12 protein-coding genes are annotated in these 16,516 nt (G+C 63.4%); 11 read left to right on the plus strand and 1 reads right to left on the minus strand.

Annotated elements, in window-relative coordinates; all coding sequences use genetic code 11:
• The first annotated feature begins 399 nt into the window (after positions 1-399).
• The 5 genes from MOV80_RS01435 to MOV80_RS01455 all read left to right on the plus strand — a co-directional run bounded on the left by MOV80_RS01435 (position 400) and on the right by MOV80_RS01455 (position 5,066).
• On the plus strand, positions 400-1,290 hold the full coding sequence (locus tag MOV80_RS01435; RefSeq protein WP_019104525.1) for a LysR family transcriptional regulator: 891 nt from the start codon (positions 400-402) through the stop codon (positions 1,288-1,290).
• A 123-nt stretch (positions 1,291-1,413) separates the two neighbouring features.
• Positions 1,414-1,884 (plus strand): hypothetical protein, encoded by a 471-nt coding sequence (locus MOV80_RS01440; protein ID WP_019104524.1) that lies wholly within the window; start codon positions 1,414-1,416, stop codon positions 1,882-1,884.
• A 429-nt stretch (positions 1,885-2,313) separates the two neighbouring features.
• Positions 2,314-2,898, plus strand: coding sequence for an ABC transporter ATP-binding protein (locus tag MOV80_RS01445; RefSeq protein ID WP_249604792.1), 585 nt, complete (start codon positions 2,314-2,316; stop codon positions 2,896-2,898).
• Positions 2,895-4,259: an FtsX-like permease family protein gene (locus MOV80_RS01450; RefSeq protein ID WP_118266912.1), complete on the plus strand. Its 1,365-nt coding sequence runs from the start codon at positions 2,895-2,897 to the stop codon at positions 4,257-4,259. The genes MOV80_RS01445 and MOV80_RS01450 overlap by 4 nt, the downstream gene beginning before the upstream one ends.
• A 33-nt stretch (positions 4,260-4,292) precedes the next feature.
• Positions 4,293-5,066: an outer membrane lipoprotein-sorting protein gene (locus tag MOV80_RS01455; protein WP_043591592.1), complete on the plus strand. Its 774-nt coding sequence runs from the start codon at positions 4,293-4,295 to the stop codon at positions 5,064-5,066.
• 14 nt (positions 5,067-5,080) lie between these two features.
• Here the strand turns inward: MOV80_RS01455 and ppk2 are convergent, their stop codons facing one another.
• Positions 5,081-5,932, minus strand: a complete 852-nt coding sequence (gene ppk2 / locus MOV80_RS01460; protein WP_200122537.1) for a polyphosphate kinase 2 — start codon at positions 5,930-5,932, stop codon at positions 5,081-5,083.
• A gap of 349 nt (positions 5,933-6,281) precedes the next feature.
• Here ppk2 and MOV80_RS01465 point away from each other — a divergent pair, with 349 nt between their 5' ends.
• The 6 genes from MOV80_RS01465 to MOV80_RS01490 all read left to right on the plus strand — a co-directional run bounded on the left by MOV80_RS01465 (position 6,282) and on the right by MOV80_RS01490 (position 16,515).
• Positions 6,282-6,989, plus strand: coding sequence for an ABC transporter ATP-binding protein (locus tag MOV80_RS01465; protein WP_232060537.1), 708 nt, complete (start codon positions 6,282-6,284; stop codon positions 6,987-6,989).
• On the plus strand, positions 6,986-8,362 hold the full coding sequence (locus MOV80_RS01470; RefSeq protein WP_249604775.1) for an FtsX-like permease family protein: 1,377 nt from the start codon (positions 6,986-6,988) through the stop codon (positions 8,360-8,362). Before MOV80_RS01465 ends, MOV80_RS01470 begins: the two co-directional genes overlap by 4 nt.
• Positions 8,363-8,384: 22 nt before the next feature.
• A complete protein-coding gene (locus MOV80_RS01475) occupies positions 8,385-9,155 on the plus strand; it encodes an outer membrane lipoprotein-sorting protein (protein WP_233423321.1) in 771 nt (256 codons plus the stop codon).
• Positions 9,156-9,157: 2 nt separating this feature from the next.
• Positions 9,158-10,393: a hypothetical protein gene (locus MOV80_RS01480; protein WP_162897019.1), complete on the plus strand. Its 1,236-nt coding sequence runs from the start codon at positions 9,158-9,160 to the stop codon at positions 10,391-10,393.
• Positions 10,394-10,521: 128 nt separating this feature from the next.
• Positions 10,522-11,808: a serine hydrolase domain-containing protein gene (locus MOV80_RS01485; protein ID WP_161523445.1), complete on the plus strand. Its 1,287-nt coding sequence runs from the start codon at positions 10,522-10,524 to the stop codon at positions 11,806-11,808.
• Positions 11,809-11,964: 156 nt separating this feature from the next.
• Positions 11,965-16,515 (plus strand): PAS domain S-box protein, encoded by a 4,551-nt coding sequence (locus tag MOV80_RS01490; protein ID WP_345944374.1) that lies wholly within the window; start codon positions 11,965-11,967, stop codon positions 16,513-16,515.
• Position 16,516 lies beyond the last annotated feature (1 nt).

Genomic DNA, 16,516 nt, shown 5'->3' on the forward strand with positions numbered 1-16,516 from the left:
TTTTTTGATGCGTAAAATTATTCATACCGATGCTGTGGTGCAATAATCAAGCAAAATCAATTATTTATATTAGAATTTTTACTCTTTGTCTGGTGTGAAATTGTTGTCCTGTTGTCAGTGTGACCGGGGGTTGTCCTGGTTGCCTTGGTGGCTGAACGCCTTTGCGCAAATGCTTGGACAGGGCGGTGGCGAGGCACAAAACGCTTGTTATTTAGCCGGCATTACGCTGAAAATGGCTCGCACAAGAAAAACCCGCTATCGGCCAAGCTTTGCTCAGGCCGCCATGCCGCCGCGTTGCGCGGTAGTGCTCAAACGGGCGTCGGAGCCCCGCCGTCATGCCGCCCATGACCGGCACGCGGCGATCCGGTCCGCCGTCTGGCATCCAAGTCAGGGGAGAACATGGAAATCTATCAGTTGCGCACCTTTGTCACCGTCGCTCAGCAAGGGCACCTGACACAGGCGGCCGAATTGCTGCATCTGTCGCAGCCGGCGGTCACCGCGCAAATCAAGGCGCTGGAAGAAGAAGTGGGCATGCAGTTGTTCGAGCGCAGCGCGGGAGGCGTGTCGCTCACTCGCATCGGACAGGAGCTTTTGCCGCAGGCGCAGGCGATACTGGGCGCGGCCAGCGGCATCATCAACCATGCCAAACAATTGAAGGGCCAGTTGTCCGGCAAGGCGCGGATAGGCATCACGCTGACGCCGGACACGCTGAAAATCGGGCCTTGGGTGGCCGGTTTGGTGGAGCGCTATCCCTTGCTGGACATCCAACTGCGTCACGGCGTGACGGTGGATGTGCTGAATCTGGTCCGTAAGAAGGAGCTGGATGCCGGCTTCTACCTGGGCAAGAACCCTTATGTGAACGTCTCTACGGTCAAGTTGGCGGAATTGCCGTTCCGAATCGTTTTGCCCGCCGCCTGGGCGCCGCGTTTGGCCGGCGGTTTGAAGGAATTGGGCAAATTGCCGTGGATAGGCATTTCGCAATTCTCCAGCCTTTCCAAAATCACCGCGGAGTTGTGGCGAGAACTTAACATTTCGCCTAAGAAGGTAGCGGAGTGCGATCATCTCGACGCTATCCTGGAACTGGTGGCCTCCGGAGTGGGGGTGGCGCTGGCGCGGGAAGAGGCGGCGCAAGCCTGGCGGGACGCAGGCAGGTTGACAGTACTGCCGGATGTGCGCAAATTGGCTGAGTTGCAATTTGTTTACCCATCGGACCGGGGGGGCGACCCGGTGCTGGAAACCTTGTTGCAAGAATTGCTGCAAGTGTGGCGTTTGCCCGCTGTTGCGGCTTAAGAACCTGTTTACGACGCTGCGCGTCTTTTTCTCAGCCGCAACGCTTTGTCTCCGTAAGCAGGCTCCTGAGGCGGTTGCCGCGCGAAAGCGCGCTGGCCGCCTGGTTTGACCGAAGGAGTGGCAATGACCCGTAGTTGGTTGATCGGCGCGATGGAGAGCTACCGCAACGCGGTGGAGCGCGGCCAGCAGCGCTTGTTGGAAGCGCAGCACGAAGCCTGTGTCGGCTGGTGGTCGGCTTTTGCGCCGGCTTATCCGATATCGCAGGGCGATCTGGAGCGCCGGCTGGATGACACCTTGTTGGTGGGCGCCAATCTGTTGCAAGCGCAAGCGGATACTCAGCGCGACTGGATGCTGCTGACCGAGCGCTGGCTGTCCGAGGTGAACCGCGATGTGCAGGCGCGTCTGGACGCGGCCAGCGACGACTCGCCCTCGCTGCACCCGCTACGGCATGCCTGGCAGGTGGGCAGCCTGTCCGGTTCCGCCTTGTCCAAGGTTTCACGCCAAGTGGGGCATTTCGCCGCCACCAGCCTGTCGTCCACGCCTTTGCGCGCCGCCTGCGACGCGCGGCGCGAGTGGAAGCGGCAGCGTTCCTGACTCCCGGTAAGTCCAAGCGTCGTATGCAATGCCTCAATACTTATTGAGGCATTGTCTTTTTGAGCCGGCCAGCGGTTGCCGGCTTGGCGCTGCTCTCCAATCCACGCCCCGGCTTTTGCCTGATGATTTATTTAATTTTTAATATTAATTGTAATTTTATTTAAGATTTTAATTATTTAATTTTGCCGTTAAATTGCTGATTTATTGCTTTGTTTATCCTTGGTGAAAACGTGGTGTTTTTTTGAGATATATTCGGTTGGAAAGTGGGTGGCTTGGCTTTGGATCATCAATGGGTGGCGCCAATTTTTATGGAGCGGATTCATGGGGGCGGAAATGCGTGGCGTATTTAAACAATACTGGCTAGATCAAATAAAGGTGCCGGCTTTGTTGAATGTGAATTTGAAAGTGGCCGCAGCCAGATTCACCGTCTTGGCCGGCCCCTCCGGCAGCGGGAAAAGCACGATCCTGCATTTGCTGGGCGGCATGGATCGCCCCGACAGCGGGGATATCGTTATTGCTGGACAAAGCATAGCCGCCTTGAGTGATGACGAACTTAGCGATTTCCGCGCCCGCCATTTGGGCTTTGTGTTTCAAAGTTTCAACTTGCTGCCGGTGCTGTCCGCACTGGAGAACGTGGAATACCCGCTGCACTTGCAAGGCGAATCGGCGGGGCGCCGTAAGGCGCGCGCGCTGGAGATGCTGGCCGAGGTGGGCTTGTTGAAACAGGCGGCGCATCGGCCCGGGCAGTTGTCCGGCGGTCAGCGTCAACGGGTGGCGATTGCGCGTGCGCTGGTGCACAAGCCGGCGCTGGTGTTGGCCGACGAACCCACCGCCAATCTGGATAGCGGCACTGGAGCCTCCATCCTGGCGCTGCTGCGGCGCTTGCAAGGCGAGCGCGGCGTGGCGGTGGTGTTCTCCTCGCACGATCCGCTGGTGATCGCGGCGGCGGACGAATGCTACCAGGTCCGTGACGGAAGAGTCCGCGCCCTGGCTGAGGGCGAGGCGCTGGCATGAACGTCCTGCAACTGGCGTGGCGCAATCTGTTGCGCAACCGTCGGCGAACTTGGGCAAGCGTCCTGACCATGGCGGTGGGCATGGCGGGTGTGTTGTTGTTCGGCGGCTATCAGAGAGCGGTCCAGTACGGTTTGGAAACGGCTTTCGTTCGCGAGCTCGGCCATTTGCAGGTTCAGCACAGCGATTATTTGCAATATGGCAGCGGCAATCCGGCTGCCTACGGTATCCGCGACTATCGGCGCATCCAGCGCATGATCGAGTCGGATTCGGTATTGGCGGGCATGTTGGTGACAGTCACACCTACCCTGACCCTGGGCGGCATTGCCGGCTATTACGCTACCGGCGCATCGCGCACGGTGTTGGCGCAAGGCAGCGAGCCGGCAGGCCAGGATCGTTTGCGGCGCTGGGACGCCCACGGCCTTCGGCAGGTGTCCAAGCCGATGGCGCTGACCGGCAGCAGCCCCAATGCGGTGGTATTGGGCAGCGGTGTTGCCAGAACCCTGGGGCTGTGCCTATCCGATGGCGACCGCAGCTGCACGGCCGCCGTTGTGGAGAGCGAGCGATTGCCGCCGGACCTGGCCGCCTTGACTGGGCCTGCGCAAACCGAGGACGGCAAGCGGATCGAACTGCTGACGGCCACGGCTGCCGGCGCGCCCAACGTCGCCCGTTTGCAGGTGTTGGGGGTGGAGCGGCAGGGGGCTCGGGAGTGGGACGATGTCTATGTGGGCTTGCATTTGGCTCAGGCACAGCGGCTGCTGTATGGGGAGGGGGAGCCGATGGTGACGGCGATCCTGCTGCAGTTGAAGAATAGCGGCCAGATTGGGGCGGCGCGCCAGCGGCTGCAACAGTTGTTTCAATCCGGTCTGAGCGCGCAGCCGCTGGCGGCTCACGATTTTGCCGCTCTGCAGCCGCTGTACCAGCGGATCGTTGACATGTTCGGCGCCATCTTCGGTTTTATGGCGACGCTTATTGCCAGCGTAACGCTGTTCACCACTGGCAACACCATGAATATGGCGGTGGTGGAGCGCACCCGCGAAATCGGCTCGCTGCGTTCCATCGGCGTGCGACGCAGCGGTATCCAGTGGCTGTTTCTATGCGAGGGTGCCTTGCTGGGGGCAATTGGAGGCCTGGGCGGCGTGCTGCTATCGCTGGGGTTGGCTTGGCTGATCAACCGCGCCGGTCTGAGCTGGTTACCCCCCGGAGTGGTGGAGCCCAGTCCGATTTTGATCAGGATCTGGGGCGAGACGCGCATGGTGGCCGCGTGTATGGGGGGAGGGATGGCTGTGGCGCTGCTGTCGTCCTGGTGGCCGTCGCGCCGGGCTGGGCGTTGGAACATCGTCGACGCCTTGAGGCAGGCCTGAGCCGGGATGGCGGAAGAGGGAGGGGAACGGAGCATGAAGTGCCCGCACATTTTTGGGGTGATTGCGCTTGTTTGGCTGGGGGGGGAGGCCCAGGCGGCGCCGGACGCGCAGCAGATACTGGCTTGGAGCGACGAGGTGCGCAATCCCGGCAAGTCTTTCAGCCTGACGGTGGATTTGCTCAGCTACAAGCAGGGCAAGCCCAGCGACGCCAGTTCCTTGGTGTTGTATTCTCGGGCCGATCCGCGGCGCGGCGAGTTTCGCAGCCTGTTGCGCTTTGTCAGCCCTAGCCGCGACGCGGGCAAATTGACCCTGAAAAGCGGCAAGGATTTATGGGTGTTTGACCCCGCGAGCCAGGCCAGCGTGCCGATTTCGCCGCAGCAGCGGCTGTTGGGCCAGGCGGCGAACGGCGATGTGGTGACAGCGAACTGGGCCCTGGACTATCTGGCCACGCTTGTGGCGGAAGAGACCGTGATCGATGGTGATCGCAAGCCGCGCGCCAGCTACAAGCTGCGGCTGAGTGCGCGGCGCTCGGATGTGACTTACCACGCCATTGAGCTATGGGTGGATCGTGACGGCTATCGCAGCCGCAAGGCACAGTTCTACGCCGCCAGCGGTGAGCTGCTGAAAACCGCTTATTACCGCGGTTATCGCCAGGCGCTGGGCCGGGACCGCCCCACGGAAACCGTCATCATCGACGGTCTTAATCCGCAGTGGGTGACGGTGATGCGCAAGAGCGGCTTCGCTTGGCGCGAGGTGCCCGAGGCCTGGCTGCAGCGGGATTATCTGCCGCGCTTCAGGGTGGAGTGAGTGGCGCCGGCCATTCAAATCCGCAGCGGCGCGTCGCCGTCCTCGGCGTCCATGCTATGCGGTTCGCCCACCAATAGCGGGTCCGCCGCTCTGGCGACGTGCGCGTCCTTGCCGGGGTAGTCCAGCCGGGACAGGAAGTAGCGGATGCAGTTGAGGCGTGCGCGCTTCTTGTCATCGGACTTCACCACCGTCCACGGCGCGTCGCCGGTATGGGTGTGGAAGAAGGTTGCTTCCTTGGCCGCGGTGTAGTCGTCCCATTTGTCCAGCGACTGTATGTCGATAGGCGACAGTTTCCAGTGTTTCAGCGGGTCGTCGCGGCGCGAGATGAAGCGGCGCAGCTGCTCTTCGCGGCTGACCGAAAACCAGAACTTGAACAGGCGGATGCCGCTGTTGACCAGCATGCGTTCCAGTTGCGGCGTCTGGCGCATGAATTCCAGATACTCGTGCGGATGGCAAAAGCCCATGACCCGCTCCACTCCGGCGCGGTTGTACCAGGAGCGGTCGAAGAACACGATCTCGCCCGCGGTGGGCAGGTGCTCGATATAGCGTTGGAAGTACCACTGGCCGCGCTCGCGGTCCGAAGGCTTTTCCAGCGCCACCACGCGCGCGCCGCGCGGGTTCAGGTGTTCCATATAGCGTTTGATGGTGCCGCCCTTGCCGGCGGCGTCGCGGCCTTCGAACAGGATCACGATTTTCTGGCCGCTTTCTTTGACCCAGTTCTGCACTTTCAGCAGCTCGATCTGCAGCGCCTGTTTCTGCTGCTCGTACTCCGGGCGGCGCATCCGCGTGCGGTAAGGATAGCTGGCCGGCAGCTCGGCGCTGACGCTGTCCTCCGCGCTGCCCTGCGGCGCGGCGGCCACTTGCAAGGCCACCGGCTGTTGGCTGACGGTTTCGATGGCTTGCACCGATTCTTGGTGGGCGCGTTCCACATTGGTGCGGCGGTGGGCGGCGGCTCGACGCGGCGGCGGCTTGACGGCCGGAGGGTGTGCGTCGGCGACGGCTTCCGAGGGCAGGGGGGCTTGGGGCGGGGTTTTGTCTTGTGTCATGCAAGCTCCTTTGCGGGGGATAAAACCATGCTACTCCCATGGAAAACCGGTGTCGATGCGCATTGCTTGGCGTGGATGGCACGCATTTGGCGCCCGTCATGGGCGTTTTGTCGCAAGGCAAAGCTTTTTATGCTGATTTCATGCATATTGATGCCGTTGGATTTAAGCAATGGGGGGAGCTATGTGGGCGGTGGAGTTGAATGGGGTGTCGAAGAGCTATTGGATGGAGCAGGTGCGCGTGCCGGCGCTGGCGGAGGTCAGCCTCAAAGTCTCCGCGGCGCGCTTCACCGTGCTGTCCGGCCAGTCCGGCAGCGGCAAGACCACTTTGCTGAACCTGATCGGCGGCATAGACCGCGCCGATGCCGGCAAGATCATGGTGGCGAATCAGGATTTGGGCTGTTTGAGCGACGACGCGCTCAGTGATTTTCGCGCGCGCCACATCGGTTTCATCTTCCAGAATTTCAATCTGATGCCGGTGCTGTCGGCGTTTGAGAACGTCGAGTACCCGTTGCAATTGCAAGGCGTGCCGGCGCGGCGGCGGCGCGAGCGGGTATTGGAGATGCTGGCGGCGGTGGGACTGGCGGACAAGGCGGCGAACCGGCCCGGTCAGCTGTCCGGCGGTCAGCGCCAGCGGGTGGCGATTGCGCGCGCATTGGTGCACGAACCGGCCTTGGTGCTGGCCGACGAACCCACCGCCAATCTGGACAGCCATACCGGGGCCTCCATCCTGGCCTTGTTGCGCCAATTGCAGCGCGAACGCCGTGTGGCGGTAGTGTTCTCCTCGCATGATCCACAGGTGATCGCGGCGGCGGATGACCGCTACCTGGTCAGCGATGGCCGGGTCGGCGCGCTGAACGCAGAGGAGGCCTTGGCGTGAATACCTTGAAGCTGGCCTGGCGCAATCTGCTGCGCAATCGTCGCCGCACCTTGGCGACCTTGTCCACGATGATTATCGGCTTGGTGGCGGTGTTGCTGTTCGGCGGTTACAACCGCACGGTGCAATATGGGTTGCAAACCGGCATGGTGCGCGCTGGCGGCCATCTGCAGGTGCAGCATCGGGATTATTTCCTGTACGGCAGCGGCAACCCCGCCGCTTATGGCATCCGCGATTACCGGACCGTGATGCGGCAGATCGAGAACGACCCGGTGCTGCGGCCGATGTTGACGGTGGTGACGCCCACGTTGAGCTTGGGCGGCATTGCCGGCCATTACGCGGCCGGCGCCTCTCGAACGGTGATCGCCCGCGGCAGCGAAGTGGACGCGCAGAACCGGCTGCGACGCTGGGACGATTATGGCTTCAACGATAAGCGCAAGCCGGTGGCGCTGACCGGCACCGCGCCGAACGCGGCGGTGATCGGCACCGGTGTGGCGCGAGTGCTGCAATTGTGCGCGGCGTTCAAGCTCAAGGATTGCGCGGCGCCGCCGGTTCCGGCCGGCGGCGACGATTTGCCGGCCGATCTGGCGGCCTTGTCCGCGGCGGCGGCGCCGGCCGGCGGCCGCGACGATCAGATCGAGCTTTTGGCCGCCACCGCCGCCGGCGCGCCCAATGTGGCACGCTTGCAAGTGGCCAAGGTGGAGAGCCAAGGCATCAAGGAGCTGGACGATATGTATGTCGGCCTGCATCTGCGCCAGGCTCAGCAGTTGGTGTACGGCCAGGGCGAGCCGATGGCCACCGCCATCGTGCTGCAGCTCAGGCACACCGCGCAGATTCCGGCGGCCGAGGCGCGTTTGAGTCAGCTGTTCGCCACCCGCTTGCGCGGCCAGCCGCTGGCGGCGCACGACTTTGCCACGCTACAGCCGCAATACGGCCAAATCACCGGCATGTTCGGCACCATTTTCGGCTTTCTGGCGGTGTTGATCGCCTGCGTGGCGCTGTTCACCATAGGCAACACCATGAATATGGTGGTGCTGGAGCGGACAGTGGAGATTGGCACGCTGCGGGCGATGGGGCTGCGCCGCCGCGGCATCCAGCGGCTGTTCCTGTGCGAGGGCTGTCTGCTGGGCCTTGGCGGCGGAGTACTGGGCATTGCGCTGGCGCTGTTGCTCTCCTGGCTGATCAATCACGCCGGGCTAACCTGGCTGCCGCCGGGGCAGGTGGACCCCAGCCCCATCCTGGTGCGGGTCTGGGGCGAGTGGCGGATGATGGCGGTGACCGCCGGCGGTTTGATGGCGATGGCTTTGCTGTCGTCGTGGTGGCCGGCGCGGCGCGCGGCCGCGGCCAATATCGTGGAGGCTTTGCGTCATGCGTGACAGGCTTGGAATTCTCAAGAGAGTGAGAACGGTACGCTGGGCCGCGCTGAGCGTTGCCTTGTGGGCGACGACGACGCTGGCCGCGCCCGACGCGCAGACCATCCTGACCAATAGCGACGCGGTGCGCAATCCGGAACGCTCCTTCGGGCTGGTGGTGTCCTTGATCAGCTATAAGGACGGCAAGCAGAACGAGGCCAGCGCGCTGGCGGTGTATTCGCGCGCCGATCCGAAAAGCGGCCAGTTCCGCAGCCTGCTGCGTTTCATCAATCCCAAACGGGACGCCGGCAAGCTGATGCTCAAAAGCGGCAACGATCTCTGGTTTTTCGATCCGGCGAGCAAGGCCAGCGTGCCGATTTCGCCGCAGCAGCGGCTGCTGGGCCAGGCGGCCAACGGCGACGTGGTCACTGTCAACCTGGCGCTGGACTATCAAGCGGTGCTGGCCGGCGAGGAGACGATACAGGACGGGGACCGCCAGGCGCGGCTTTGCTACAAGCTGCGGCTCAGCGCGCGCAATCCCGGCGTCACCTACCACGCGATTGATCTGTGGGTGGACCGCGATGGCTATCGCAGCCGCAAGGCGCAATTCTACGCAGAGAGCGGAAGCTTGCTGAAGACCGCGTACTACCGCGCTTATCAGCCAGTGTTGGGACGAGAGCGCCCGACGGAAACCGTGATCATAGACGGCCTCAATCCGCGCTGGATAACGGTGTTGCGCAACAGCCAGTTCGCTTGGCGCGAGGTGCCGGAAGCTTGGTTGCAACGCGACTATCTGCCGCGTTTTCGGGCCGAATGACGATGCGGAAGCTAGCGCTTGGGTGGTTGCTACTGGCGTGCGCGGCCGCGCGGGGCGCCGACGCGCCGCTGGACGAGGAAGCGTTGCGGCTGGCGGATCAAACCCGGATGGAGGAAGAGAAGCCGCGTGATCTGAAGCTTCAACTGGAGGCGTCCGCGTTGTCTCCGCGACCGGGAGACGATAGCCAGCGGCTGTCTTTCGATCTGCGCTGGGACGGCCGTCTGAGCCCCGCCTGGCGCGGCGTGCTGGCCAACCGGCTGGATTGGCGCTTCGCCGGCTCGCCGCAGCGGGACCACGGCGTCAATACCCTGAAGGAGGCCTATCTGAGCCGCGAGTTCGGCGTCGACGCGATGCTGGACTTGGGGCGCGTCAATACCCGCTACGGCGTGGCCGTGGGCTACAACCCCACTGATTTTCTCGGCGCCGGCACCGTGCGCTCGGTGGTGTCGGCGGACCCGGACAGCCTGCGTCAGAACCGTCTCGGCAACGCCATGTTGCGCTGGCAGCGGCTATGGGATCGGGCTTCCTTGACCGCGATCTGGTCGCCCAAGCTGGGTTCGGGGCCTAATCCGGACGGGGCCAGCCTGGACTGGGGCGCCAGCAATCCACGGCAGCGGCTGCTGCTGGCCGGCAGCTATCGCTTCGCTGAAAACCTGAATCCGCAATGGCTGTTGCTGCAAGAGCAAGGCCGTTCTCCGCAACTGGGCTTCAATGTGTCGCGTGTGCTTGGCAACTCCACCGTGGTCTATCTGGAATGGGCCGGCGGGCGGCAGCAGACTACTTGGAGGCAAAGCCTGGGGCTGCCGGATTCTGCTTGGCGCAATCGTCTGGCCGGCGGCCTGACCTGGACCGGCGCCAACAAACTGAGCCTGACCTTGGAGGGGCAGCAGGACGGCGCGGCGCCGGATGGCGATGAATGGCGCGCGCTGCGGGACAAGCCGGCGCTCTACGGCGCTTATCGGGCAGGAGTCGGCGCAAGCGGCGGCCTGCTCACCCGGCGCGCCGCCTTGCTGCGCGCGCATTGGCAGGATGCGCTGGTGGATGGCCTGGATCTGACCGCGATGCGCAGTTTCGACCTAGTGGATCATAGCGGCATGAATTGGGCCGAGGTCCGCTATCACCTGGGCGCGGCGGACCTGGCCTTGCAGTGGCAGCGTTTTGACGGAGCGCCGGACAGCCGTTACGGCGCGAGCCCGACGCGGCGGGTCTGGCAATTGCTGGTCGACTACTTTTACTGAGATCGTGAGCCGGCCTCGGAGGAGGCAAGGCGAGGCGGCTGTCGCGGCGCGGATCGCATGGCGAGCGGCGGGGAAACAAACCATAGTGATGATGAGGCGCGAAACGATCCTGAACAGAGGGGATGGGCATGGGGATGAGCACGGTGGCCGCGTTGCAAACGTATCTGCGCTCCTGGAACGCGGCGGGCTGTCTGCACGGCGTGGCCGCCGTCGGCTTGGCCAACGGCGAGCGGGTGGTCGTGGCCGGCGGCATGGCCGATCCGGGTTTGGCGGTGGCCAACGAGCCGGACACGGTGTTTCGCATCGGCTCGTTGAGCAAGAGCTTTACCGCCGCCGCGGTACTGCAGCAGGTGGCCCAGGGGCGGCTGGAACTGAGCGACAGCCTGGAGCGGTTTTTTCCCGACTTTCCCAATGCGGCGGGCATCAGCCTGCATCAATTGCTGAATCACAGCGCCGGCACCGCCAACTTCACCAGCGCGGCGGAATATTGGCCGACGCGGATGCGGCTGGCGCATCGGCCGCAGGAACTGCTCGATTGGGCGCACGCTTTGCCGCCGGCTTGCCCGCCCGGCATTGCCCACGCATACAGCAATACCGGCTATTTATTATTGGCGGCCATTGTGGAGCGGGTGGCGGATCAGGATTTCTCCAGCTATCGGCAGCAGTACCTGTTTCGGCCGCTGGGTCTGGAGCGCACTTTCGTCGACGATGGCCGCGTTATTCTGCCGCAGGCCGCGCGCGGCCTGCATCCCGGAGCGCCGTGGCGCTACGCGGAGCCGATGGACATGTCGGTGGCTTGGGGCGTCTACGATCTGGCCTCCAGCGCGGGTGATCTGTGCCGCTGGTTGGAGGCGCTGCAGCGGGGCGAGGCCTTGCCGGCCCGGCTGGCCGCGCTGATGCTGGACGTGGGCGCCCTGGAATACGCCTATGGGTTTTACGGCGAGGACTGGACGCTGGCCGGCCGCCGGCTGCGGCTGGCCCAGCACTTTGGCGATGTCAACGGCTTTTTCTCCTTCATGAGCGTCTTGCCCGGCGGAGGCGGCGTGGTGGTGTTGGCCAATGCCTTCGGCTCGCCGGTGGAGCGCCTGGGGCTGGATTTGGCGCGCATAGCCAGCGGAGAGGGGGTGGAAGCCCTGCCAACGCCGGGGCGGGAGCAGCCGGATGAGCAGTTGTTTGTTCCGGGGCGTTATGAGAATGGAGAAGGCGCTTGGCTGGAGTTGTTTTACAACGAGCACGGCTGCTATGCGCGTAGCCCGCGCCGTTACGGCGAGCCAATCGCCTATCCGCTGACCGTGGAAGCGCAAACGCCGCAACTGGCGCGCAGCGCCGTGCTGCCGGAGACTCTGTTGATTGAGGCCGGAACGCTGCAATGGTGTGACGCCGAGGGGGAAACCAGACGCCTGCGTCGGCAGTAGGCGGTTTGTCCGGCGTAGAGGCGTGGTCTATCGTGAGAACTGACAAAACCAAGCCAGCTTTCGAGTCGGGGCCGAGAATTGACGGATTTTAAACAAGAGGCGCGGAAAGGGCGTTTCCGGGGGGGCCTCGCCTCCCTGTCATGGCGCGCGTTCGGGGTGGGGGTTCTCGTGCCCTTGCTCGCTTTGGCCGGGCAGTGGTGGTTTTGGGGCTGGATCCACCCATACGTCTGGTTCCTGTTCTATCCCGCGGTTTTCCTCTCCGCCATGCTGGGCGGGCTGACCGGCGGCCTGGTCGCCACCGCCTTGTCGGTATCCTTGGTTTGGTTTCTGTTCATACCCCCGCAGTGGAGCTTTGTCATTACCCGGACGGCCGATGCCGCCTCTATTGTCTTGTTCGCCTTGTGCGGCTTGATGTTTAGCCTGTTCAGCCAGCGCCTCATCCGCCGCCGGTCGCGCTGGGCGGAGAATGAGCTGACGCGTCAGCAAGCGTTATTGCACGCCATCATCGACAACTCCACCGCGGTCATCTTCGTCAAAGACATAAACGGCCGCTATCTGCTGGTCAATCAACGCTATCCCGATTTGTTCCATATCAGCGTAGAGGCCATGCGCGGCCTGCGCGATGAGGATTTGTTTCCGCCCGAGGTGGTGGCCAAGTTGCGCGACGCCGATCTGGAAGTGCTGAGCACCGGTCAGGCTCGAGAGTATGAGGAAACCGTGCCGCATGACGATGGTCCGCATACCTACTTGGTGTACAAATTTCCCTTGTTCGATGCAGAGGGGCGCGCCTACGCGGTATGCGGGATCGCATCGGACATCAGTGCGCGCAAGCGCGCCGAAGCGGAGCAGGGGAAGCGCGAGCAATTGCTGCAGGAAATGAGCGCCATCGCTCGGGTGGGCGGCTGGTGGTTTGATCCCGCAACCAGAGATTGCGGCTGGACCTCGGAAGTGGCCCGCATCCATGACCTGCCGGCGGATGCTCCGGCCAACACCTGCATTGGGTTGGATTTTTTCCATGGGGAGGATCGCCGGCGGATAGAGGAAGCGGTGCGCCGCGTCGTGACGGAGGCCGAGCCCTATGATCTGGAGCTGCAATTGCTCAGCGCCACCGGCCGGCGCAAGTGGGTTAGGGTGTCCGGGAGGCCTGTGTTGGCGGGCGGCAAGGTGGTGTCGGTGCGGGGCGCAATGCAGGATGTGTCCGACCGAAAAGCCATGGAAACCGCCCTGTTGGAAAGCGAGGAAAGACTATTGCTATTCATCGAACACGCCCCGGCGGCGCTGGCGATGTTCGATCGCAATATGCGTTATCTGGCGGCCAGCCGCCGTTGGCTGGACGATTACCAACTGGATGGCCAGAACACCATCGGCCGATCCCACTATGAGGTATTTCCGGAAATCCCCGAGGCTTGGCGAGAAATTCATCGCCGCGCGCTGGCCGGGGAGGTGGTGCGCGAAGAGGAAGACCGCTTTCTGCGCCAGAACGGCGCGGCGCAGTGGCTGTGTTGGGAAGTGCGGCCATGGCACGCGCGAGACGGCGCCATCGGCGGCATTGTGATCTTCTCCGAGGACATCACCGCGCGCAAATCCATGGAAGAAGAGCGTCACCAATTGGCGGAGGCGCTAGATCAGTCAGCGCAGCCGGTGGTGATGACCGATGCGGCCAAGAACATCTTGTACGTCAACGCCGCGTTTGGCGAATTAATGGGGTATTCGATTGGCGAGCTGCTGGGCACCTCGATTGCTCGCTTCATTCCGGATGATCCAGTCAGGAGGGCGGAACGAGCGGCGCTGGAGCAGCAGGTGAAACAGCAGGGGCGCTGGACCGGCGAGCAAGCGCGCGTCGCCAGCAACGGCGAAATCATCCCGGTTTACGCGTCCGTCACCGCCATGCACGATCTGACCGGCGCGTTCTGCGGCTTTTTTGACACTTATAACGATTTGCGGCCGCTGCACGAAAAAACCCAGGCGCTGGCCAGCGCCGAAGCGCGTTATCGCAGCGTATTGGATCATGCCGCCGACGCGGTGTTGGTGGCCGATGCGGAGGGGCGCTATCAATACGCCAACCTGCAGGCCTGTCAGTTGCTGGGTTATGACGAGCCGGAAATCCTGGCGATGCGGGTGGGCGATTTCAGCGTGGGCTCCACGGCGGACAATGCGCAGTCTTTGTTCCGGCGGTTGCTGTCCAACGAACAGTTGAGCGCCGAGATGCTGTTGCGGCGCAAGGACGGCGCCGAGGTGCCGGTGGAAGTGAACGCGATCCGCCTGCCGGACGGCGGCGTCTACGGTGCTTTCCGCGACATCAGCCTGAGGCGGCAGGCGGCGGAGCGGATTCGCCAGCTATCCATGGCTGTGGAGCAGAGTCCGGAGAGCATCGTCATCACCGATCTGGAAACGAGAATTGAATACGTCAACGAAGCGTTTGTCCGCAACACTGGCTACAGCCGGGAAGAGGTGATGGGGCGGACGCCCAATCTACTCAAGTCCGGGCTGACTCCAGCGGACACCTATGCTGAGTTGTGGGGCGCGCTGCGGGCCGGTCAGCCGTGGAAAGGCGAACTGTTCAACCGGCGCAAGGACGGCAGCGATTACGTTGACTTCGCCCACATTTCGCCTATCCGGCAACCGGATGGCAGGATCAGTCATTACCTGTCCTTGCAAGAGGATATCACCGAGAAAAAACGGTTGGCCATGGAGCTGGATCAGCACCGTCATCATCTGGAAGAACTGGTGGCGGTGCGCACCGCGGAGGTGCGCGCCACCAGCGCCAAGCTGCAAACCACTCAGTTCGCCATGGACAGTGTGGGCATCGGCATCCACTGGGTGGATGCGGAGAGCGGGCGGCTGGTCTACGTCAACCGTTACGCGGCGGAGCTGCTGGGCTACGGCATCGATGAAATGCTGCGCCTGAACGTGTCGGACATCGTGCCCAACACCACGCCTGAAATCTACGCGCGCACTGTGGAGCGCCTGCGGCAGCAAAGCCGGGCGCAGTTTGAAACCCAGCAACGGACCCGGGACGGGCGGCTGGTGGCGGTGGAGATGATTGCGTACTACCTGCCGGACAAGCCGGGGGGCTCGGACAAAATCATCGGTTTCGTCACCGACATCACCCGGCGCAAGGAGACCGAGCAGGCCCTGGTGCGCGCCAAGGAGGGCGCGGAGGCGGCCAATCTGGCCAAGAGCGCCTTCGTTGCCAATATGAGCCATGAAATCCGCACGCCCTTGAACGCCATTATCGGCTTCACCCATTTGCTGATGCGCACTCAACCACGGCCAGAGCAGCAGGTCAAACTGGAAAAAGTGCTGGTGGCCAGCGGGCATCTGCTCGGCATCATCAACGACATTCTGGACCTGTCCAAGATAGAAGCCGGCAAGTTGTCACTGGAGCTGACCGACTTCTCCATCGGCGGGCTGTTCGATCATGTGCGTTCGCTGATCGACGAGCCGGCGCAGGCCAAGGGTTTGCGCGTGGAGAGCGATTACGCCGGCGTGCCGCCGTGTCTGCGCGGGGACTCCACCCGTTTGCGGCAAGCCTTGCTCAATTACGCGGGCAACGCGGTCAAATTCACTGAGCGGGGAACAATCACCATGCGTGCGCGGCTGTTGCGGAGCGAGGGCGAGCGTCTGCTGCTGCGTTTCGAAGTGCGCGACACCGGCATCGGCATTCCCGCCGACAAACTGGCCAGCCTGTTCCAGGCGTTTCAGCAGGCGGACGATTCCACCACCCGCAAATACGGCGGCACCGGCCTGGGTTTGGCGATCACTCAGCGCCTGGCCGCGTTGATGGGCGGCGAAGTGGGCGCGGAAAGCCGGGAGGGGCAAGGCAGCGTGTTTTGGCTGACGGCCTGGCTGACGGAAGGGGAGAGCGTTGCCGCCGAGCCGGCCGGTGTGGAGCCTGACAAGGTTGAGGCCGAATTACGACTGCGCGCGGACGCGAGGGTGCTGGTGGTGGAGGACGACCTCATCAATCAGGAGGTGGCGCTCTGGCTGCTGGGGAGCGTTGGCCTGAAGGCCGAGCTGGCGCGCAACGGCAGGGAGGCCGTGGAGTGCGCCACCGCCGGAATATACGATCTGGTGCTGATGGACGTGCAGATGCCGGAACTGGACGGACTGGAGGCGACGCGTCGGATCCGGGTTTTGCCGCGTTGGGAACAAATCCCCATCCTGGGCATGACCGCCAACGCTTTTGAAGAGGACCGCCAACGCTGTCTGGCTGCCGGCATGAATGACTTCGTGGCAAAGCCGGTGGACCCGGAGCAACTGTTCGGATTGTTGTTGAAATGGCTGCCGTCGCTTGCGCCGCCTGGAATCGTGCCGCCCGATCCGGCGCCGGGCGTCGGGCGACGCGAGCAGTTGATGGGCCTGCCCGGCGTGGATCTGGCGGCGGGCCTGCGCACTGTTGGGAATGATCTGGAGCGCTTTGAGCGTTTGCTGCGCAAATTCGCGGACCTTCATCGCAACGACGCGGCCAGGTTGGAGGACGCGGCGCGCGCGGAGGAAGGCGAGGAAGCGTGCCGCATCGCCCACTCGCTGAAAGGGGCGGCCGGGTCCTTGGGGCTGGTCCGCGTTCAGGCCGAGGCCGCCGCGCTGGAAGCCGTTTTGAAACAAGGACGGGCCGAAGACGCGACGCCGGCGCATATCCAGACCTTGGGCCGCGAACTGACGGCCTTGTGCGCGGCGTTGGACGCATTGCCGTCTATGGCATAAG

It is taken from the genome of Chromobacterium sp. IRSSSOUMB001 (assembly GCF_023507765.1).
In the GTDB taxonomy this organism is placed as follows: domain Bacteria; phylum Pseudomonadota; class Gammaproteobacteria; order Burkholderiales; family Chromobacteriaceae; genus Chromobacterium; species Chromobacterium haemolyticum.